The sequence below is a fragment of the Bordetella genomosp. 9 genome, from assembly GCF_002261425.1.
Classification (GTDB): Bacteria; Pseudomonadota; Gammaproteobacteria; order Burkholderiales; family Burkholderiaceae_B; genus Bordetella_C.
Genome location: NZ_NEVJ01000003.1, coordinates 536548 through 557737, shown reverse-complemented (window position 1 = coordinate 557737; position 21190 = coordinate 536548). Strand labels below are relative to the sequence as shown.

The window sequence follows — 21190 nt, the reverse complement described above, 5'->3', positions numbered from 1 at the left end:
GGGCGGCTCATGCGCAGGCCCGCAATGGCAGCATGATGGAAGAATCGCGCTCGCCACCCGTAGCCAGCGTGAACCTGGGCGGGCGGCCATGCGGCACCTGGCCGCAATGATCGCTGTCGGCGCCGGCGATCGAGACCCGTACGCGGCTGCCGGCGGAAAACCGCCAGGCCGTCGGCAGCAATCCCAGCTCGATGCGTTCGTAGCGTCCCGGCACCAGCGGGGCGGCGTCTTCCTTGCGGAAACTGCGGAACGGCCAGGTGGTGCGGTATTCCGGCGGGCAGTGCGACACCTTGCGATGCAGCAGCCGCAGCAGGCCTTCGGTCACGTAGCGCTCCCGGCCATCGGCCTCGATCTCGCTCAGGTAGACGAACAGCGCGCCGTCGGGCTCGCTGCAGCTCAACCACAGGTCGATCACGGCATGGCCCGCCAATTCCATCGCCTGCGGCAGCGGCGCGGACGTAAAGCTCGCCATGCGGTCCGTGCGGCCCTGCCAGTCCGGGTAGTACTCGGTGCTGTTGATGGCGGCGATACGCTCGTAGCGCGTACCGGCGCCAGTCCCCAGCGAGAAATCGACCTGGTATTCGCGTTCGCTGGTGTCGCGCGAGGCGGCCGGCGCCAGCGCGGCGTCGGGCGCCAGATGCAGGCGCACGGCCTCGTCGCCATGCGGCGGCCAGTGGTCGGCGCCACGCCATTGCTCGGCGTGCAGGGCGTAGTAGTGGATGGGGGCCTCCGCGTCCAGCCCGGTCGCCAGGCCCATCAGGTAATGGTCGAAGAAGCGCAGCACCTCGGCCAGCCACAGGGGCTCGGCCATTTCCTGCGCGCGCCATGGCGAGATATCGATGCGCGCGCCGTGGTCCCACGGTCCCAGCAGCAGATGGCGCGGGTTCTTGTCCAGCGTCAGGTAGCGCGAGATCGCCGCGTTCATATAGCCCGCGCCGTCCATCCAGCCCGACACCGACAGCACCGCCACGTCGTCCGGGATGCGCGCCGCCAGGCTGTAGGGGCTGAAGGTGGCGGAGCTGAACTGCGGATCGTAGGGCAGGGGATCTTCGCGGAAACGGAATTCCGGCATGAACTCGGTCTGGCGGAAATTGCCCAGGTGTTCGTGGACGGCCTGCCGCACCAGGGTGCCGTCGGTATCCTCGTCCACCGGTTGCGGGCCCGCGAAATCAGGATTGGCGTAGTAGACGAAGCGATGCAGCATGTCGCGCTGGTCGTGGTCGAGCGCCACCATCAGATCGTCGTAGCTGCGCGTCAACGCCTTGAGCAGGATGCCGCCGGGATAGTAGTTGTCGGTGTACGTATCCCACACGGAGAACAGCGGCGCGATGGCCTTGACCGCGGGGTGTCCCGTGGCCGCCAGGAAATCCGAGGCCGCGCCTAGGTACGAAATGCCCGTGGCGCCCACGACGCCGTTGCACCAGGGCTGGTCGACGACCCAATCGGTGACCTCGCGGCTGTCCTCGCGTTCGCGCGGCGAGCGGAAACTGTCGCGCGTGCCGAAGCTGGCACCCGTGCCGCGCACGTCGATCACGACGACCGCATAGCCGCGCGGCACGAAATAGTCGCGCAGCTTGGCGGTGTTGGGCGCCGCTTCCCCTTGTCCGCCGGGCTTCAGGGCGAAACGGCGGTAATAGGGCGTGAACAGCAGGATGGCGGGGTGCCGTTGCGCCGTCGCCGCCCGTCCCGCGATGGGCTCGGGCACGTAGACGTCGATGGCCAGGCGGCAGCCGTCGTGCATGGCCAGGTAGCGCGAAGCCGGCTTCGGCACCCGGTAATCGACGGGCCGGGCGGCGGCATAGGCTTGCGGGGTGACCGTCCAGGCCGCTTGTTTCGTTTCTATCGAAGTGGGCATGAATTTCCTTGGAATGGGTGACGGGCGGCTAAGATGCGGGCGGGAAGCCGCCGCGAGCGGCCGCTGGAGGAAGTCCGATGGACCTGCGCCAACTCAAATACTTTGCTCGCATCGTCGAGCTCGAAAGCATCACTGCCGCGGCGGAAACGCTGCATATCGCCCAGCCCTCGCTCAGCCAGCAGGTCGCCAATCTCGAAAGCGAGCTGGGATCGCAATTGCTGGTCAGGGGCCCGGGCGGCGTACGCGCCACCGACGCCGGACAGTTGCTGTATCGCCACGCGAAGATGGTGTTGCGCCAGGTGGATGAAGCCAGGGCGGCACTGAAGAATGGCCGCGATACCCCGGCCGGCCATGTCAAGGTCGGCCTGCCCACCAGCACGTCGAGGGTGCTGGCCGTTCCCCTGATCGAAGCGGTGGCGGAGCGTTTTCCGGAAGTCGTGCTGGAAGTCGTCGAAGGCAGCAGCGCCGACCTGGCGGTCGGAGTCTCGCTGCACCGGCTCGACATTTCCGTGGCCATGGACGTACAGCCGCAACCGGCGCGCATGACCACCCGGCCCATGCTGATCGAAGACCTGTTCCTGGTCGGTCCTCCGCTGGGGCTGGCCGCGGTCACCTTGAAGCAGATGTCGGAAATGCCGCTGCTGCTGCCCAGCTTTCCGAACTCCATCCGCATGCTGGCCGCGCGCACCTTCGCCGAGGAATCGCTGCCGATCAGGCTGGTGGCCGAGACCAGCGCCGTATCCATCCTGCTGTCGCTGGCGCGCGGCGGCAAGGGCTGGACCGTCCTGCCGTCGTCGGCGCTGGTCGGACCCGAGGCGCGTTCGGAAAACGTCGTCGCCACGCGCATTGCCAGTCCGGAGTACCGCCGGCGTGTCTCGGTATGCATGTCGCTGTCGGCCGAAAAAAGCCTGGCGTGCGTGCACGTCCATCAGACCTTGTTCGACGTCGCCGGGGCGCTGGTCGACTCCGGAGCGTGGAGCGGCGTCGAATGGCTGGCCGATGCCGCGACCGGAGCGGCCTGAGCCGCCTGAACGACATGCTTCGCCCGGGCGTTCCCGGCGTCCTGGGCGGCAAGCGCGGGCCACGATTGGCTACTCCGGCTGGATCCGCGCCATTTGGGCAACCTTGCCCCACTGCGCGCGGTCCGCGGCGACGACGGCATCGAAATCCGCCAGCGTGACGCCGCTGGCCGTCGCGCCTTGCGCGGCGAAATAGGCGGCCATGTCCTTCTCCAGGACCACGTCGTGCACCAGCGCCGCGATGCGCCGCGCCACCGGGTCCGGGGTCGCGGCCGGCGTGAACAGCCCGAACCAGCCCACCGCCTCGAATTCCGGGAAGCCTTGCTCGGCCACGGTCGGGAGCTGCGGCAGCACCGCCAGCCGCGCCTTGGACGTCACCGCGACCGCGTTCAGGTCGCCGCGCTCGATGTAGGGCAGGGACGTCATCGCCACATCCAGCATGAAGTCGACGTGGCCGGCCATGGTGTCCGTCAACGCGGGGCCCGAACCCCGGTACGGGACATGGGTCAGCGGGATGTCCAGGGTCGCGCGCAGTGCCTCGGTCGCCAGGTGGTTGGACGAGCCCAGCCCACTGGATCCATAGGTCAGGCCGCCCGGCTTCTGGCGCGCCGCGTCGATCAACTGTTTGAGGTCATGGATCCCCAGCTTCTTGTTGACGACCACGACGTTGGGCACCGAGGCGATCATGGCCAGCCCGCGGAAATCGCGCAGCGGGTCGTAGGGCAGGGTCTTGTAGAGGAACGGCGCCACCGATTGGGTGCTGACCGTGCCCAGGAAAAGCGTGTAGCCGTCCGCGGGCTGGACCTTGGCGTAGGCGGCGCCCAGGGTGCCGCCGGCGCCAGGCTTGTTCTCGACGACGAAGGGCTGGCTGGTCAGCTGTCCCAGGCGCTGCGCCACCTTGCGCGCGACGATGTCGGTCGAGCCGCCCGCGGCGAACGGCACGATGATGCGCACCGGCTTGTCGGGCCATTGCGGGGCGGGCTGGGCGTGGGCGATCGGCATGGCGCACAGGGCGGCGCCAAGCAGCAGTACGAGGCGTCTGTACACGGTGTTCTCCGGATGGCGTGAGGATCAGTCGACCTGGATGCCTGCCTTGGCGATGAAGGCGCCCCAGGACTTCGCGTCGTCTTGGGCGCGTGCCCGCATCTGCTCCGCGCTGCCTTGCAGCGGCACGAAATACAGGCCCTTCAGTTTGGCGTTGACGGCCGGATCGGCGATCGCCGCCTGCACCGCCGCGTTGAGCTTGTCGACCACCGCCTTGTCCATGCCGGCGGGGCCCACGATGGCGAACCAGCCGGGCATCGGCGGCACGTCCAGGCCGGCTTCCTTGACGGTCGGCACGCCGGGCAGATCGGCCGCCCGCTGGTCGGCCAGCACGGCGAGCGGGACCACGTTGCCGGCGCGTATCTGCGGCAGCGCGGAGCCCAGCACGCTGGTCATCAGTTCGACCTGTCCGCCGATGACGGCGTTCAGCGCCGGCCCGGATCCCTTGTAGGGAATGTGCTTCAACTGGATGCCCGCGCCATGGGCGAGCATTTCGGTCGACAGGTGGGTCGAGTTGCCGGCGCCGGCGCTGGCGTAGGTGATGTTGCCCGGCGCGGCCTTGGCGGCGGCGATCAGCTGCGCCAGGGTTTTATAGGGCGCGTCCTTGTTGGCGACCAGCACGAAGGGCGTGTCGACGACCGGCGCGACATAGGTGTAGTCGCGCTCCGCATCATAGGGCAGCTGCTTGTACAGCTTGGGGTTGAAGCTCATCTGCGACACGCCGGCCAGCAGCAGGGTGTAGCCGTCGGCGGGCGCCTTGGCGACATAGGACATCGCCACGATCCCGTTGGCGCCGGCACGGTTCTCCACGACCACCGACGCGCCCAGTTCGCTGCCCATGCGGTCGCCCAGTAGGCGCGCCACGACGTCGCCGCCCGAGCCCGCGGATTGCGGCACGATCAGGCGTACGGTATGCTCGGGAAAGGTGCCGGCACGGGTGGAAGGCGCGACGGCCAGGGCCGAAAGGGCGAATAGGGCGGCGGCGGCCAGGCGGGCGCCGGCCGGATGAAAAGCGGACATTGACTTCCCCTGTATGAATGAACGCCGCGCTGTTTATGACAACCGTATTGCGCGGGCGGACTCCATGCTAGGGATGGGGGCGTGGCGAGACAAATACTGCTTTCCTATGCGCGCATAGGCGATTCCTCTGGGCCCCCGCGGACCTGTCCGGAGGACGGGCCGGACAGTCCCGGGCGAGCCTAGAGAAAGCGCGTGGGCAGGAACGGAGCGGGATCGACGAAAGGTCGCGCGCCCGTCATCATTTCCGCCACCAGGCGTCCGGTGACGGGTCCCAGCGTGTAGCCATGATGGGCGTGGCCGAACGCGAACCAGAGCCCCTCGTGCCGCGGAGCCGGCCCGATGATGGGCATCATGTCCGGCGTGCAGGGCCGGCTTCCCATCCATGGCGCCGTGTCCACGGGCGGCCCGAGCGGAAACAGGCGGCGGGCCAGCGGTTCGACCGCGGCCAGCTGCACCGGCGTGGGCGCCGCGTCGCGCGCGGCGAACTCCGCGCCCGTCGTCACGCGGATACCGTGCGCCATCGGCGCGATCAGGAAACCGTTTTCGGCGTCCAGCACGGGATGGTCGAGCCGCGCGCCGTCGTCGGCGGCATAGTGCATGTGATAACCGCGCTTGACCGCCAGCGGCAGGCGATAACCCAGCGCCTTGGTCACGGCGTCGGACCAGGGGCCCAGGGCCACGACCGCGGCGGGGGCCTGGATCTCGCCCCCGTCACTTTGCAAGCGCCAACCGTCCCGCAGCGTGCCCGCATCGCCCAGCAGTATCGTGCCGCCCAGCGATTCGAAGTGACGCGCATAGGCCGCGACCAGGGCGTGGGGATCGGACACCGAGTGCGCATCGGTATATCGCAGGCCGCCGGCCAGCACCGGCCTGAGCGCGGGTTCGGTGCGTTGCAGGCTCGCGGCGTCCAGCGTTTCGAAACCCACGCCGAATTCTCCGCGCCAACGCTCGGCCACGCGGATTTCGGCGTCGAGCAGCGCCGCGCGATGGTAGACCTTGATCCAGCCGGTCGACCGGATAAGGTCCCGCGCGCCGGCCGCGGCGGCCAGGGCCTGGTGCTCACCGATGCAGTGTTCGATCAGCGCCACGTACTTCGCGGCGATCGCCGCATGCCGCGCGGGATGCGAGTTGCGCCAATAGCGCAGCAGAAAGGGCGCTGACCTGGCGAGCGCGCCAAGGTGATAGCGCACGTCCGGCGCCCGATTGCCGGCGTACCTGAGCAAGGCGCCAAGACCACGGGGGAAGGCGTAGGGATAGACGCCCTCGCGCTGTATCAGTCCGCCATTGCCGAAAGACGTTTCGAGGCCGGGCGGCTTGCGATCCACCAGCGCCACGGCGCGTCCCCGCTGCTGCAGATGGATGGCCGTGCAGACGCCGACGATGCCGGCGCCCAACACGATGACGTCGTATTTCATCGTGCCTACACCGCCGACAGGCTGCTTGCCGCGCCGACGCCCTCGAACAGGGGCGGCGTGGTCACGATGGAACGCAGTTCCGGGTTCGCCGGTCCCAGCGCCGCGAGATCGGGCAAGGGGCGCCGCAAGGACTCGATCTGGTCGAAGGCCGACTCCATGGCCTGCGCCGCGCCCAGCAAGGCATGGTCGCCCCGGAAGCGGCCGACGACCTGCAGGCCGAACGGCATGCCGCGATGGTCGCGCCCGCAGGGCAGGGTGATGGCCGGATGCGTGGTCAGCGTGATCACATAGGTCAGGGCCAGCCAGCGGTAGTAGTTCTCCTGGCGTTCGCCGTTGATGGCTTCCGCGTACAGCTTCGTCCAGGGGAAGGGCGACACCGGCGTGGTCGGCGACAGGATCAGGTCGTAGTCCTGGTACACCTGCTGGAAGCGCTTGATCAGGCGCGTCTGCTCGGCCTGCGCCCAGGCGCTGTCCTTCAGGCTCATCGCCGCGCCGAGTTCGTAGTTGGCGCGCGTGTTCGGTCCCAGGCTGTCCGGGTCGTTCTCGTACGCATCGCCCACGCCGGCGACGAAGGCCTCGGCGCGCAGCACGTCGAAGCAGCGATGCGCCTCGCCCAGGTCGATGTCGACGGGATCGCAGGCGGCGAACAGATGGCGCATGGCGGCGATCTTTTCGCGAAAGACGGCGCGGATTCCATCGTCGACCGCGCACACGCCGAAGTCTTCCGTGTAGGCGACGCGCAGCGTGCCGGGATCGACCAAGCCGGGCGTCAGGAAGGACAGCGGATCCAGCGGATAGCTGAGCGGATCGCCCGCCTGCATGCCGGCCGTCGCCGCGAGCTGCAGGCAGGCATCGGCGACGGTGCGGCCCATGGGGCCGACCACGGAAATCGGCGTCCAGCCCAGCAGCTTGCGCACGCTGGGCACCACGCCCGGCGACGGCCGGAAGCCCACCACGCCGCATTTCGCGGCAGGAATGCGCAGCGATCCGCCGGTATCCGATCCCGTGCAGATCGGCAGCATGTCGGTGGCCAGCGCGGCCGCGGAGCCGCCCGACGATCCGCCCGCGTTCAGGTTGGGATCGAAGGGATTGCCGGTCGCGCCCCACACGGTATTGCGCGAATTGGCGCCCGCGCCCATTTCCGGGACGTTGGTCTTGGCCGTCACGATGGCGCCGGCGCGGCGCAGGCGGGCGACCAGCTCCACGTCCTGTTCCGGCACGTGGCCGCGATAGATCGCCGAGCCGTAGGTCGTCAACAGGCCCGCGGTCGGCTCCAGGTCCTTGACGCCCAGCGGCAGCCCGTGCAGCAGTCCCAGCGGTTCCCCCTGCATGACCGCGCGTTCCGCCGCCCGGGCCTGGATGCGTGCCTGCTCGAAGGCGGTGGCCGTGACGGCATTGACCCAGGGATTGACGGCTTCGATGCGCTCGATGCAAGCCTTCAGCAGCTCGACAGGCGACAACTGGCGCGCGCCGATCAGGCGGCGCAGCGCAACGGCGGAAAGGGAAACGATGGAATCCAGGGAGGTCATAAGGGCGATACTTGTCGAAGGGTGGGGCGATGGGGCAGGGGCGGCGCCCCCGTCGGGCGCCGATGCGTCGGGCGCCGATGCGTCGGGCGCCTGTGCATCGGGCGCCGGTGCGTCAATCCGCCGTGATATGCGCGCGCTCGGCGATCTCGCGCATCTGCGGCAGTTCCTTCTTGATCAGGGCTTCGCCTTGCGCCGCGTCCTCGAAGCCCGGTTCGAAGCCCAGCGCCAGCAGGTTCTTCTGCACCTCGGGGTTGGCCACCACGTCGGCGAGCGCCTTGCCCAGCTTGGTCCGCACGTCGGCGGGCAGGCCGCGCGGCGCGGCCACCATCAGCCACGTATCCATCGCCACCTGCGGAAAGCCGGACTCTGCGAAAGTGGGCACGTCCGGCAGGAAGGTGGACCGTTGCGGGCTCGATACCGCGATGGCCTTGACCTTGCCGGTCTTGAGTTGCGGCAACGCCGCCGCCACCGTGTCGACGGAAAACGGAATCTGGCCGCCGATCAGGTCGGCCATCGCGGGCGCGCTGCCCTTGTACGGCACGTGGGTCAGCTTGATGCCCGCCGCCGACGCGAAGGCCTCGCCGACGAAGTTGGCGGTGGTGCCGCTGCCGAACGAACCGTAGGGCGTGGCGGCGTGCTCGGGATCCTTCACATAGGCCAGGAAGGACTTCATGTCCGTGACCGGCACCTTCGGGTTGGCCAGCAGGATGAGCCCGGTGCGCGCGACGATCCCCACGGGCTCGAAGCTCTTGACGGGGTCGTAGGGCAGCTCTTTGCGCACGGCGGGATTGATGGTGAAGGTCGTCCCCGACGTGACCAGTAAGGTGTAGCCATCGGGCGCCGACCGGGCGACGTAGGCCGCGCCGATGACGGTCCCCGCGCCGGCGCGGTTTTCCACGATCACGCTCTGGCCCAGCTGCTTGGCGAGCGCCTGCGCGATCACGCGGCCGCCGACGTCGGTGGCGCCGCCGGGCGGGAAGGGCACGACCAGGTTGATCGGATGGTTCGGAAAGGCCGTCTGGGCGGCCGCGGGGGCGCCGGCGGCCATCAGGCAGGGCAGGGACAGGCAGGCGGCGAGGGACAGGGAACGGATGTTCATGGTGGGATCCGTGGAAGGACGATAGGTGGATGGAAACGGCAAAACGCCGTTCTAGTTGTCGGCCGCGCTTGACTTGCCGCGGCTCAGGAAACGGTCGAATTCTTCAGGCGGCACGAAACGGCCGCCGGTCGTCCACGCCAGGTGCGTGGCGTGGGACATGAAGGGGGCAAGCTTGCGCGATTGCAGGTAGGCCTGGCCGGCCGCCGATGCGAACAGCTGTCCGGGACCGCTGAATCCCGCCGCCGCGGAAGGCTCGATGCGCAGGCCTTCGCTGTCGTGCAGGCGCGCCAGGTCGGCGAACATCCTGTCGTCCGCGACCGTATACACGCCGTCCAGCCGCGTCGCCATGACGGCGGCCGCCAGCTCGGACGCGCGCGGCACCGCCAGGCCGTCCGCCTCGGTCAGGTTGTCCAAACCGACGTCATAGACGGACGGCGAGTCCGGTGCGTCCGGCAACTGGCCCGCATCGGACATCATGCGCACCAGGAAACAGGGCGACTGCGTCGGCTCGGCGAAAAAGCAATGGACGTCCGGCCCGAAGATTTCCTTCAGCCCGAAGGCGATGCCGCCCGGCGCGCCGCCCACGCCGCAGGGCAGATAGACGAACAGCGGATGCGAGGCGTCCACCACGATGCCCGCGTCGCGCAATTGGTCGCGCAGGTGCAGGGCGGCCGCCGCGTAGCCCAGGAACAGCGAGGGCGAGCGCTCGTCGTCGACGAAATAGCCATTGGGGTCATCGCGCAGGAGCGCCCGGCCGGCCGCCACGGCCTTTTCGTAGTCGCCCGCGTGCTCGACCACCGTCACGCCGCGCGCGCGCAGCCGCGCTTTCTTCCATTCCTTGGCGTCGGCCGACATATGCACCGATGCGCGAAAGCCCAGCGCGGACGCGATGACGCCGATCGCCAGCCCCAGGTTGCCGGTCGAACCGACGGCGACCTGATGGCGTGCGAAGCAGGCTCGCGCCGGCGGTTCGGCGAGCACCCGGTAATCCTGGCCGGGCCGCAGCACGCCTTCGCGCAGGGCCAGCGATTCGGCGAATTCCAGGACTTCGTGGATGCCCCCGCGCGCCTTGATCGACCCCGCCACCGACAGGTCGTGATCGGCCTTGATCCACAGTTCGCCCATCCCCGGCGGCCAGTGCAGCGCCGCCTGCATGGCGCCGGCGCGCAGCAGCGGCGATTCGATCCTGCCGCGTGACGGAACGAGCTCGGGAAACAGCGTTTCCAGCAGGGGAGCAAAGCGCTCGAACCTGGCGGCCGCTTCCTTGGCATGTTCCAGCGTCCAGGCATCCTCGCTGCTCGCCTCGGCCGAGTCGGGGCGAGTCCAGAGCAGGGGAGTCGCGGCCTTCAGCGCTTGCAGGGTCCGGGCGGCGGGCAGGGAACTGTCGGTCATGTGACGCGGGCGGCATTGCCGTCATGTTGCTGGAACACGTCAATGCTAGGGGTTAGTTCTGTGATGCAGCAAGGTCAAGGGTTAGAATTCTTCATTGCCATAAAGGCAATGCATCCCGGAGCTTCCATGAACAGCCAGGTCTTGCAAGGCACCGCGCTACGGTATTTCCTGGAAGTCGTTCGCGCGGGGTCCATTACGGAAGCCGCGGAGCGCCTGGACGTCGCGCCTTCGGCCGTCAGCCGGCAGATCGCCAGGCTGGAGCGGGAACTGAATACGCTGTTGTTCGAACGCCGCGCCCGCGGCATGGCGCTGAACGCCGCCGGCGAGGTCCTGGCCGCGCATGCCCGCCGCATGCAGCAGGACGTGGACCGGGTCGCCAGCGACATTACGGCCCTGCGCGGGCTGCGCCACGGCAAGGTCCGCCTGGTCAGCACCGAAGGCTATGCCTATGACTTCGTGCCTTCGCTGATCGCCAGCTTCCGCGACAATTACGCGGGCATCCGGTTTTCGCTGGACGTCTGTTCCCAGCAGGAGGTCCCGCGCCGCGTCCGCGACGGCGAGGCGGATATCGGATTGACGCTGAGCCTGACGTCGGAACGCGACATCCGCGTCGAACTGCGCACGCCGGCGCCCGTATTGGCGGTGATGAGCCGCGAACATCCGTTCGCCAACAAGCGCAGCCTGTCGTTGTCCCAACTGGCGGCTTATCCGCTGGCGCTCCCGGGCCATGATTCGACGCTAAGGCAACTGTTCGACATCAGCTGCAGCCGCCAGCAACTCAGGTGCGAACCGGTATTCGTCAGCCAGCACATCGACGCGCTGATCAGTTTCGCCCGCGCGGGCGGCGGCGTGGCGTTCTGCGGAGAACTGGCCATCCGTGGACGCCTGAGTGGCGGCGGCATCATCGCCATCCCGCTGCGCGACCGCGAGATGAACGAACGGCACTTCGAAGTCCAGACGCTGGCGGGACGGATATTGCCGGACGCGTGCAAGGCATTCCTGGCTCACGTCCGGGATGGCGTGCGCGTAAAGTGAAGCGCCGCGTACCTGCTCATCCGCAGATTACGGACAACGGGCGCCAAAAGCATGATGACAAGCGATAGGTAAAACCGGTACAACACCGCGACTCGCCAGGGCGGACCCTGGTACGGCGGCCGCGGACCAACGGCGCCGGCGATCCGGGCATGGCGCGCCATCATCCAAGGAGCCGGACATGCAACGCATACTCGTCATAGGCGGCGGCTTCGCCGGCCTCTGGAGCGCCGCCGGTGCCGCCCGCACGGCGGACCGGCTGGGCAAGGCGCCACACATCACCCTGGTAAACCTGGACGATCAGCACAGCATACGCGTGCGCAACTACGAAGATGACCTGGAACCCACCCGGGTGCCGCTGCGGTCGGTGCTGGAACCCATAGGCGTGGATCTGCTGGTGGGCGAAGCCATCCGCATCGATACGGAGCAACGTTCGGTGCAGGTGCGGACAGGCCAGGGCGACCAGCGATGCCCATACCACAAGCTCATCCTGGCCAGCGGCAGCCACTTGGTGCGCCCCTCGATACCCGGCGCGGATGCCTGTTCGTTCGATGTCGACACCTATGCCGGCGCGCTGCGCCTGCAGCGCCACATCGAGTCCCTGGCGGCCATGCCGCCGGGGCCGGGGCGCTATACCGCCGTCGTCGTGGGCTCCGGCGCCACGGGGATAGAACTGGCCTGCGAGCTGCCGCGGCGCTTGCGCCAGGCGGCACGCGCGGGCGGCCATGCGGACGCCGAAGCGCCGGTTCGCGTCATCCTGATGGACCGCGGCGCAAGCATCGGCGGCCATCTGGGCGGCGCGCAGCCGGTCATCGAGCAAGCCTGCCGCGATCTGGGGATAGAACCGCTGACAGGCGTGTCGGTGGCAGGCCTGGACCCCGATGGCGTCACGTTGTCCAACGGCAAGCGCATCGACGCCGCCACGGTCGCCTGGTGCGGCGGCATGCGGGCCAGCGACCTGACCGCCTGCCTCGCGGCCAGGCGCGATGCCCAGGGGCGCGTCCATGTCGATCCTTTCATGCGGGTGCGAGGCGTGCCGGATGTATTCGCCGCCGGCGATGTTGCTCATGCGTTGATCGACGGCGAGCATCCGTCCGTGATGTCCTGCCAGCACGCGCGCCCCATGGGCAGGTACGCCGGACATAACGCCGTCTGCGAGCTCTTCGGGCTGGAGATGCTTGCCCTGGACATCGACTGGTACACGAATATCATCGATCTCGGGCCGGCCGGCGCCGTCTATGCACAGGGCTGGGACCGGCTCGTGGTCGCCAAAGGCGCGCAAGCCAAGGCCACCAAGCAGGTCATCAACCAGCAGCGCATCTATCCGCCGCTCAACGGCAATCGCGCCGACATCCTGGCCGCCGCGGCGCCGGATCTGCAACGTCCACCGGAGTTGAAGCCTTTGTAGGCGATTAAAATGCAGTGGCCCACGGTAGATGACTTTGGGTTTACTCGAATACAAGACGCAGAAAATGGAACGACAGACTGCCTCTCGTCTTCCCCTACCGACAGATGTCGGCGCCCGACAGGCTGCATCGGCTCACCTTGGTGAGATGCTTGATAGCTTGAGCGACGGATTCATGTCGATAGACAGATCGTGGCGCTTCACCTATCTCAACGATACGGCAGAACGATATTTGCGGCGGGAGCGGAAGCACTTGCTCGGCCGCGACATATGGCAGTGTTACCCGGACCTGGTGGGTTCTGGCTACCATCGTATCTACCATCAGACGGCCGAAACCGGACGCCCCGGCCGCCACACCGGCTATTACGCACCGCTCGACGCGTGGTTCGAGGCTCGCTCATTCCGTCACGACGATGGCATTACCGTGCTCTTCCGTGACGTTACTCGCGAATACGAACACGCGGCACAGTTGGAATTCGAAGCCAGTCACGACTATCTGACTGGTCTGGCGAATCGACGCAAGTGCATGGAAGAACTGTCGCACGCGGTCGCCATGCCTGGCTCGCCGGGCCTGACAGAGGGCGGCACCTTGGCTGTGCTGTTCATCGACCTGGACCATTTCAAGGAAGTGAACGACGCGTTCGGCCATGCCGTCGGCGATGAGCTGCTGCGCGGCTTTGCGAAAAGGCTGTCGGCAATCCGGGAACCTTCCTTCTTCGCCGCTCGGGTAGGGGGCGACGAGTTCGTTCTCCTGCTGCGTGACACCACCGCGTGCGCGGCAACAGCGTTCGCGCATGCGGTGCTCAATGTGCTCGCGGCGCCGTTCGAAGCCTGTGGAAGAGCCATCTCCCTGTCGGCCAGCATCGGCATTGCGCTGCTGGGAAAAGCAAGCAAGTCGGCCGAGTCCTTGCTGAGCCATGCCGATAGAGCCATGTATGCAGCGAAATCGTCCGGTGGGCTCCAGGTGCGCACGTACGATGCGGCACTGGACCGGGGCATGCGTGACCGCCTGGCTTTGCGGATCGATCTTCCCGAGGCATTCGCGGCGAACCAGTTCGAGCTTCATTTCCAGCCTCAGATTGCATACGCGGATGGCTCCCTGATCGGTGCCGAGGCGCTTCTGCGCTGGCGTCATCCTGAACGGGGCTTGTTGACGCCTTACGCATTCCTCGATGTATTGCTCGAATCGCCCCACGAAGCCGCTCTGACCGAATGGCTGATCCATGCGGTCTGCCGGCATATCGCTGCATGGCGCGGGATGGGGGTGTCCGTACCTCGGATCAGCCTCAATCTGTCGCCTCGGCAACTGCTCGGTACGGGTCTGATAGACAGGATTCTCCATATCGCGAAGGAGTACGGCGTTTCCCCCGCAATGCTGGACGTCGAGATCACCGAAGACTCCCTGGTGAGCGATATCGAAAAAGCGACCTCGGTTCTTGCGGCGCTGAAGCAGGCCGGCGTCCATACATCGCTGGACGACTTCGGCGCCGGATACTCCAGTCTCAGCTATCTGTTCCGGCTGAATATCGACACGATCAAGATCGACAGGTCCTTCGTTCGAGCGCTGATGGATTCGGAGAGGGCCCTGGCGATCATCCGGGGAATCGTCGTTCTCGCTCGTTCGCTGGGCATGAAAACCATCGCGGAAGGTGTCGAGTGCCAGGGCCAGGCCGATGAGCTGAAGGCCACCGGATGCGACTCGATCCAGGGCTATCTGATCAGTCGTCCGCTGGACTCGGATGCTTTTGCGGAGTTCGTGCGGCGTCGTGAAGGTACGCGGAGCCGGTAGTTTCTGCCACGTGCGGTCGATCGTGTAGGGCGAGAGCAGATTGGAATTTCTGCTCGACGGCGGACAGCCAGCCCTCTTTCACGGCGGATGCGCCACCGGTCCGGGCGGGCAGCTGATGGCGGATTGCTCCGCCAGATAGCTGGCAAGAGAAATGCTGCGCGGCCCGCAGCCGCAACTGCACCCGCAGTTGCGCTACGCGCTTGCCCGACGGCTCAACGACCGGAGAACGCAATGGAAGATCCTTATTCCGAACTTAGGGCCCGCATGCTCAGGCAGCGGGGCAGGGCCATGTCGCCGCTGGAAATGCTTTTTCATGGCGGTCTGCTGGACCAGCTTTTCGACGACACCGCGCCCACCGGCGCGCGCGGCGGTGGCCAGCGCCGCACGCCGTCCGGCGCCGTCCCGCGCCGCGAGGCGCGCTCGCGCGAGGAGGTCGACCTGACCTCGTTCCTGAACGAAAGCGCAAGAAACACGCTGCATGCCGCCGCCGAAAAGGCGGTGAGCTTCGGCAAGGACGAAGTCGACACCGAACACCTGCTGCTTGCGCTGGCCGACGATGAAATCGTCCAGGCCGTCCTGCGCGACCTGAAACTGTCGGTTGAGGACCTGAAGTCCGAAGTCCAGGAGAACGCCCCGCGCGGCGACCTGCGCCAGGAGGATGGCGAAATCCAGGTCGGCGTCTCGCCGCGCGCCAAGGGTGCGCTCCAGCTGGCGTTCGTCGCTTCGCGCGAACTGGGTCACAGCTACATCGGTCCCGAACACCTGCTGATCGGCCTGGTCGAGGAAGAAGACGGCGCCGCCGGCGAAACCCTGCGCAGGCTGGGCCTGACGCCCCAATCGCTGCGCCAGAAAGTCGTCAAGCTGGTGGGGCAGGGCGCGGAAGAGGGCAAGCTCAAGGAGCGTAGCGCCACGCCCGTATTGGACAAGTTCGCACGCGACCTGACCGCGCTGGCGCGGCAAGGCAAGCTGGACCCGGTTATCGGCCGGGCCGAGGAAATCGAAACGACGATCGAAGTCCTGGCCCGGCGCAAGAAGAACAACCCTGTGCTGATAGGAGAGCCCGGCGTGGGCAAGACCGCCATCGTCGAAGGCCTGGCGCAGCGCATCGTGCAGGACCAGGTGCCGGAAGTCCTGCGCGGCAAACGCGTGGTCGAGCTCAACATCAACAGCATGGTGGCGGGCTCGCGCTACCGCGGCGAATTCGAGGAACGCGTGCAGCAGCTGCTGGAAGAGGTCATCGCCAACCAGCAGGACCTGATTCTTTTCATCGACGAACTGCATACCATCATGGGGGCGGGGCAGAGCGGGGGCGAGGGCGGCCTGGACATCGCCAACGTCTTCAAGCCCGCGCTGGCGCGCGGCGAATTGCATCTGATAGGCGCGACCACCTTCAACGAATACCAGAAGCACATCGAAAAGGACGCGGCCCTGGAGCGCCGCTTCCAGCCGGTGACCGTGCCGGAGCCCAGCCTGGATGAAACCATCGAGATCCTGCGCGGGCTGCGCGACCGCTTCGAGGCGCACCACAAGGTGAAGATCCTGGACGAGGCCATCGTCGCCGCGGCCAGGCTGGCCGACCGCTATATCACCAACCGTTTCCAGCCCGACAAGGCCCTGGACCTGATCGACCAGGCCGCGGCGCGAGTGAGAATCGGCGCCAGTTCGCGGCCCACGGCGCTGCAGGAATCGGAGAACGCCATCCGGCGACTGCGTCAGGAGCAGGACGCGGCCGGCACGGCCAAGCAGTACGACAAGGCCAAACAGCTGGGCCAGCGCATCGACGAAGAAGAGAAAAGGCTGAACGACGAAACCGCCAAGTGGAAGAAGCAGCGCGGCACGAGCACGCCGCAAGTGACCGCCGAACATATCGCGCAGATCGTGGCATCGCTGACCGGGATCCCGGTATCGGAACTGACAACCCAGGACCGTGAGAAACTCCTGCAGCTGGAAGACCGCCTGCGCGAGCGCGTGGTCGGCCAGGAAGAGGCGGTGCGCGCCGTCAGCGAAGCCGTACGGCTGGCGCGCGCGGGCCTGAAGGAAGTCGGCAAGCCGACGGCTACCTTTCTTTTCCTGGGTCCTACCGGCGTCGGCAAGACGGAGCTGGCCAAGGCGCTGGCATCCACGGTCTACGGGCGCGAGGAAGCCCTGGTGCGCATCGACATGACCGAATACGGCGAGCGCCATACCGTGGCTCGCCTGGTCGGCGCGCCTCCGGGATATGTCGGCTATGACGAGGGCGGCCAACTGACGGAGCGCGTGCGGCGCCAGCCATACTGCGTCGTGCTGCTGGACGAGATCGAGAAAGCGCATCCGGAGGTGCACAACATCCTGCTGCAACTGTTCGACGAAGGAAGGCTTACCGACGGCAAGGGACGGGTGGTGGACTTCACCAACACCATCATCATCGCCACCAGCAATCTGGGCTCTGAAGTCATCCAGCGCAATCTTGTCGCCAATGAGCGCGAGCAGCTGGATTATCCGGCGCTGCGCGACCGGCTGATGGAGCTGTTGCGCCGCCATTTCAGGCCGGAGTTCCTGAACCGCGTGGACGAAGTCGTGGTCTTCCACGCGCTGGACCGGCAAAACATCCGCGCCATCGTGGAGCTGCAACTGCGCCGCGTTGCCGACATGGCGTCCCTGCAAGGCGTGACGCTGACCTTCGATTCCAGTGTCCTGGAACACCTGGCCGAAGTCGGCTACGACCCCGAATTCGGCGCGCGCATGCTCAAACGCAAAGTGCGGACTGAAGTCGAATCGAAACTGGCGACGGCGCTGCTGTCCGGCACGATCGCAGCCGGCGCCTCCGCCAAGGTCTGGTACGACCCGCAAGCCCGGGAGGTGAAGCTGGAAACCACTGATGGCAAGTCGGGTGACGGCGAAGCCAAGAGCGCATCGATCCCGTCATTATCCGCATAATGTATATTATGTAAAGTCACGGAAACCAGGATACGCATGGTTCGGCCTTGACGGCACATCGGTTATCCTGGCGCCCGCCGGTTTGCGGCATCACATCCCTCAGGCCGTCGCGGCCTTTCCCGCATGATCCGTTTTCAGCAAGTTTCGCTGGCAAGAGGCGTCAAGCCCTTGCTGGACAAAGTCGACCTCATTCTTAACCCCGGCGACAAAATCGGCCTTATCGGCGCCAACGGCGCCGGCAAGTCCAGCCTGTTTGCCCTGCTGCGTGGCGAGCTGCACGCCGACCAGGGCGATCTGAGCTATCCGCCGAACTGGCGTGTTGCCTATGTGGCGCAGGAAACGCCAGCGCTGGCGCGCTCGGCGATCGACTATGCCATCGATGGCGACGTTGCCCTGCGCCGCCTGGAAGCGCAGCTGGCCGATGCGGAAGCCGCGCCCGACACGGCCGAAAACGGCCTGCTGATCGGTGAACTGTATGGTGCCTTGGCGGATGCCGACGCGTACACCGCCCGGTCGCGGGCGGAACAGCTGCTGACCGGCCTGGGTTTTTCGCTCGCGCAGATGGACCAGCCCCTGACCAGTTTTTCGGGCGGCTGGCGGATGCGGCTGAACCTGGCGCAAGCGCTGATGTGCCCGTCCGAATTGCTGCTGCTGGACGAGCCCACCAACCACTTGGACCTGGACGCCATTTTATGGCTGGAAGACTGGCTGAAGCGTTATCCGGGCACCCTGCTCGTCATTTCGCATGACCGGGACTTCCTGGACGAAGTGGTCAACGTGGTGGTCCATGTGGACGAGCGCAAATTGAAGCGCTACGCGGGTAATTATTCCGCCTTCGAACGCCAGCGCGCCGCGCAACTGGAACTGGCGCAGGGCGCCATGGAAAAGCAGCTGCGGCAGCGCGCGCACCTGCAATCGTTCATCAATCGCTTCAAGGCGCAGGCATCGAAGGCACGCCAGGCGCAAAGCCGCATCAAGGCGCTGGCGAAGATGGAAGAACTGGCGCCCCTGCGCGCCGCGGCGGAGTTCTCGTTCGAGTTTCGTGAACCGCAGCGTACGCCCGATCCCCTGCTGCGCATGGATGACGTCAAGGCCGGTTACCCGGCCGCGCACGACGGCGGGGCCGACAAGATCATTATCAACGGCATCAATTTTTCGCTGCAAGGCGGCCAGCGTATCGGGCTGCTGGGCGTCAACGGCGCGGGCAAGTCCACCTTCATCAAGACCATCGCCGGTGAATTGCAGGCGCTGGGCGGCGAGGCGATCTTCGGCAAGGGCCTGTCGATCGGCTATTTCGCCCAGCATCAGGTCGAGATGCTGCGGCACGATGAATCGCCGTTATGGCACATGGTCAAGCTGGCCCCCGGCGTGCGCGAACAGGAGCTGCGCAATTTCCTGGGCGGATTCAACTTCGCGGGTGCGATGGCGACCAGCAGCATCGCGCCGTTCTCCGGCGGAGAGAAAGCCCGCCTGGCCTTGGCGCTTATCGTGTGGCAGCGCCCTAACCTGCTGTTGCTGGACGAACCTACCAACCACCTGGACCTGGAAACCCGCGAAGCGCTCACGCTTGCACTCGCGCAGTTCGAAGGCACACTGGTGCTGGTGTCGCACGACCGCCACCTGCTGCGTGCCACCACCGACCAATTCGTCATCGTGGCCGACGGCAAGGTCGAGCCCTTCGACGGCGACCTGGACGACTACCGTGACTGGCTGTTCAAAACCAAATTGAACGCCAAGGCGAACGCGACCCTGCAATGATCCTCGGCGCCGCGTGTACGGTCCGCCAGACAGCGCGCGTCCCGCTGCAAACTGGTCACGCGGCCGCTCGGGCCTGGTGCCGGGCAACCAGCGCCGCCTCGTCTGCCAGCGCCTTGATGACCGAGCGACGGTCTTCAATGCGCGCCTTGTAGGCCATCAGGTTCTTCAGATGGCCGATCGCCACGCCGCTGCGCTCATGCCAGAACGTCGCCCAGACGTAAGCATCCAGCACGGTGAATCGATCCCCGGTTAGCCAGGAGCGGCCATCCGCCAGCATGTTGTCCAGGCGCGTATACGCCAACACCAGCTTATTGCGCGTCCAGGCGACGCCGTCTTCGGTCAAGAGCTTGCGCATCAGCGGAATGTGCTTCTGCGCGATTTCCGTGGCGGTGAAGTTCAGCAGGGCTTCCATCCGCACACGTTCCAGCGTTCCGCGCGCCGGCACCAGGCCCGACTCCGGATGCTGGTCGGCCAAGTAGCTGGCGATGACGACGGTTTCCGCCAGCAGGTCCCTGCCCGCATTGTCGAGTTGCAGGACCGGCACGTAGCCCAGCGGATTAACTTGGGCGTAGTCATCGCCGCTGGAGGTCGACTTGTTGAATACGTCGTAGTGGATCAATTCCGCCTCCTGATGGATGCCCAGTTCGTTGAGAACGATCTGGACGGCGAGCGAGCACGTGGCCTTGGCGATGTAGAGCTTCATGGTGGTCTTCCGGGGTTGATGCGGACCGTTCCCATAACGTGTCCGCCATGGGTTCACACTTTAATTAGCCCGAAAGTAGAGATAAATATGGCGAACGCGAGAAGAGTGTCTCTGGAACGGAGACAATTGCTCGACGGCCGGTGAGTTGCATTCGCAGACGGGCCTATTTGTCCCGCAATTGGTCAGCCAGGTGATCCAGCACGGCCCGGGTCTTGGACGGCATGCGTCGCCCCAGTGGAATCAGCGCGTGCACCGGAGGGCCATCCACATCGGCGCTGGGGAGTACGTGCACCAGGCGCCCCGCCCGTACATGCGGCCGGGCGACGCGATCCAGGATCTGCGAAATCCCAAGGCCATTGATGGTCGCTTCCACGAGCGCCTGCCCGTCCGCCAACACCATGACGGGCGAAGGCGAGATCTCACGGACGATGTCGCCATCCTGCACCGTCCACGGACGCAATCGCCCGGTCGGGCCACGAAAGATCACCGCATCGTGCGCGCTCAGTTCCGACACGGCGTCGATGGGTGCGCGCTGTATCAGGTAATCCGGCGCGGCATACAGCCCCAGCCGCAAGTCGCATAGCTTGCGTACCGTCATTTCGCTGTCGGCCGGCAGGATGCCGATACGCACGACGATGTCCCACCCCTCGCCCACCGCATCCGACATGCGGTCGGTCAAAGCGATTTCCAGCGTGATCTTCGGATAGCGCTGGCGCAAATCCCGGAAGCTGGGCAGCAACAGACGGCCGAAACCGGCCGGCAAATCAATGCGCACCCGCCCCAGGGGTTCGTCGCGCCGCGCCGCCAGGGCCTGCTCGGCATCGCGCAGGCTGTCCAGCGCCACCTGGGCTGCCTGCAGATAAGTCTCGCCGTCCTCGGTCAGCCGCACCGCGCGGGTCGTGCGCTGAAAAAGCCGGGTGCCCAGACGCGCCTCCAGTCGCTGCACGGCCTTGCCCACGTTCGATTTGCTGGTGCCCAGGTTCTCGGCGGCCTTGGTGAAGCTGCCGGTTTGCGCCACAGCCGCGAAGGCCGTGATCTCCGGGATTGCCGCATCTGCTCGTTCCGCCATTGTCTCCACCTAAGCGACAAAGAAAGTCATTTTCCAGACTTTATCAAATATATGGCGAAAGTCACACTGCGTTCCATCGTTGAGGAGCTCTTGCGAACCGCGAATGCCAAACAGTCCCGCGCGTCGCCTCCCAAACACCGCAAGC

General features: G+C 66.5%; 15 protein-coding genes. 6 read left to right on the top strand and 9 right to left on the bottom strand.

What is annotated here, in order from left to right; translation table 11 throughout:
- Positions 1-7: 7 nt before the first annotated feature.
- The gene (locus CAL26_RS13720) at positions 8-1855 is read right to left on the bottom strand and encodes a CocE/NonD family hydrolase (RefSeq protein WP_094847460.1); all 1848 of its coding nucleotides are present in this window, start codon (positions 1853-1855) and stop codon (positions 8-10) included.
- 77 nt (positions 1856-1932) lie between these two features.
- Here CAL26_RS13720 and CAL26_RS13715 point away from each other — a divergent pair, with 77 nt between their 5' ends.
- A complete protein-coding gene (locus tag CAL26_RS13715; protein ID WP_094847459.1) occupies positions 1933-2877 on the top strand; it encodes a LysR substrate-binding domain-containing protein in 945 nt (314 codons plus the stop codon).
- Positions 2878-2946: 69 nt separating this feature from the next.
- Here CAL26_RS13715 and CAL26_RS13710 read toward each other — a convergent pair whose 3' ends face one another.
- The 6 genes from CAL26_RS13710 to CAL26_RS13685 all read right to left on the bottom strand — a co-directional run bounded on the left by CAL26_RS13710 (position 2947) and on the right by CAL26_RS13685 (position 10373).
- A complete protein-coding gene (locus CAL26_RS13710; RefSeq protein WP_094847458.1) occupies positions 2947-3921 on the bottom strand; it encodes a Bug family tripartite tricarboxylate transporter substrate binding protein in 975 nt (324 codons plus the stop codon).
- Positions 3922-3945: 24 nt separating this feature from the next.
- Entirely contained in the window at positions 3946-4938 is a 993-nt protein-coding gene (locus tag CAL26_RS13705; RefSeq protein ID WP_094847457.1) for a Bug family tripartite tricarboxylate transporter substrate binding protein, read from the bottom strand.
- Positions 4939-5117: 179 nt separating this feature from the next.
- Entirely contained in the window at positions 5118-6353 is a 1236-nt protein-coding gene (locus tag CAL26_RS13700) for an NAD(P)/FAD-dependent oxidoreductase (RefSeq protein WP_094847456.1), read from the bottom strand.
- Positions 6354-6358: 5 nt separating this feature from the next.
- On the bottom strand, positions 6359-7882 hold the full coding sequence (locus tag CAL26_RS13695; RefSeq protein ID WP_094847455.1) for an amidase: 1524 nt from the start codon (positions 7880-7882) through the stop codon (positions 6359-6361).
- 112 nt (positions 7883-7994) lie between these two features.
- Entirely contained in the window at positions 7995-8981 is a 987-nt protein-coding gene (locus CAL26_RS13690; RefSeq protein WP_094847454.1) for a Bug family tripartite tricarboxylate transporter substrate binding protein, read from the bottom strand.
- 51 nt (positions 8982-9032) lie between these two features.
- Entirely contained in the window at positions 9033-10373 is a 1341-nt protein-coding gene (locus CAL26_RS13685) for a D-serine ammonia-lyase (RefSeq protein ID WP_094847453.1), read from the bottom strand.
- A 126-nt stretch (positions 10374-10499) separates the two neighbouring features.
- Between CAL26_RS13685 and CAL26_RS13680 the strand changes: the two genes are divergently transcribed.
- The 5 genes from CAL26_RS13680 to CAL26_RS13660 all read left to right on the top strand — a co-directional run bounded on the left by CAL26_RS13680 (position 10500) and on the right by CAL26_RS13660 (position 19273).
- Positions 10500-11408, top strand: coding sequence for a LysR family transcriptional regulator (locus CAL26_RS13680; protein WP_094847452.1), 909 nt, complete (start codon positions 10500-10502; stop codon positions 11406-11408).
- 178 nt (positions 11409-11586) lie between these two features.
- Complete coding sequence (locus CAL26_RS13675) at positions 11587-12813, top strand: NAD(P)/FAD-dependent oxidoreductase (protein WP_094847451.1); 1227 nt, start codon at positions 11587-11589, stop codon at positions 12811-12813.
- Positions 12814-12877: 64 nt separating this feature from the next.
- Complete coding sequence (locus CAL26_RS13670) at positions 12878-14599, top strand: putative bifunctional diguanylate cyclase/phosphodiesterase (RefSeq protein WP_373454477.1); 1722 nt, start codon at positions 12878-12880, stop codon at positions 14597-14599.
- Between the two features lie 231 nt (positions 14600-14830).
- Entirely contained in the window at positions 14831-17515 is a 2685-nt protein-coding gene (locus CAL26_RS13665) for an ATP-dependent Clp protease ATP-binding subunit (protein ID WP_094847449.1), read from the top strand.
- A 123-nt stretch (positions 17516-17638) separates the two neighbouring features.
- The gene (locus CAL26_RS13660; protein WP_094847448.1) at positions 17639-19273 is read left to right on the top strand and encodes an ABC-F family ATP-binding cassette domain-containing protein; all 1635 of its coding nucleotides are present in this window, start codon (positions 17639-17641) and stop codon (positions 19271-19273) included.
- Positions 19274-19328: 55 nt separating this feature from the next.
- Here the strand turns inward: CAL26_RS13660 and CAL26_RS13655 are convergent, their stop codons facing one another.
- Entirely contained in the window at positions 19329-19976 is a 648-nt protein-coding gene (locus CAL26_RS13655) for a glutathione S-transferase N-terminal domain-containing protein (RefSeq protein WP_094847447.1), read from the bottom strand.
- Between the two features lie 163 nt (positions 19977-20139).
- The gene (locus tag CAL26_RS13650; protein WP_094847446.1) at positions 20140-21045 is read right to left on the bottom strand and encodes a LysR family transcriptional regulator; all 906 of its coding nucleotides are present in this window, start codon (positions 21043-21045) and stop codon (positions 20140-20142) included.
- Positions 21046-21190: the final 145 nt, after the last annotated feature.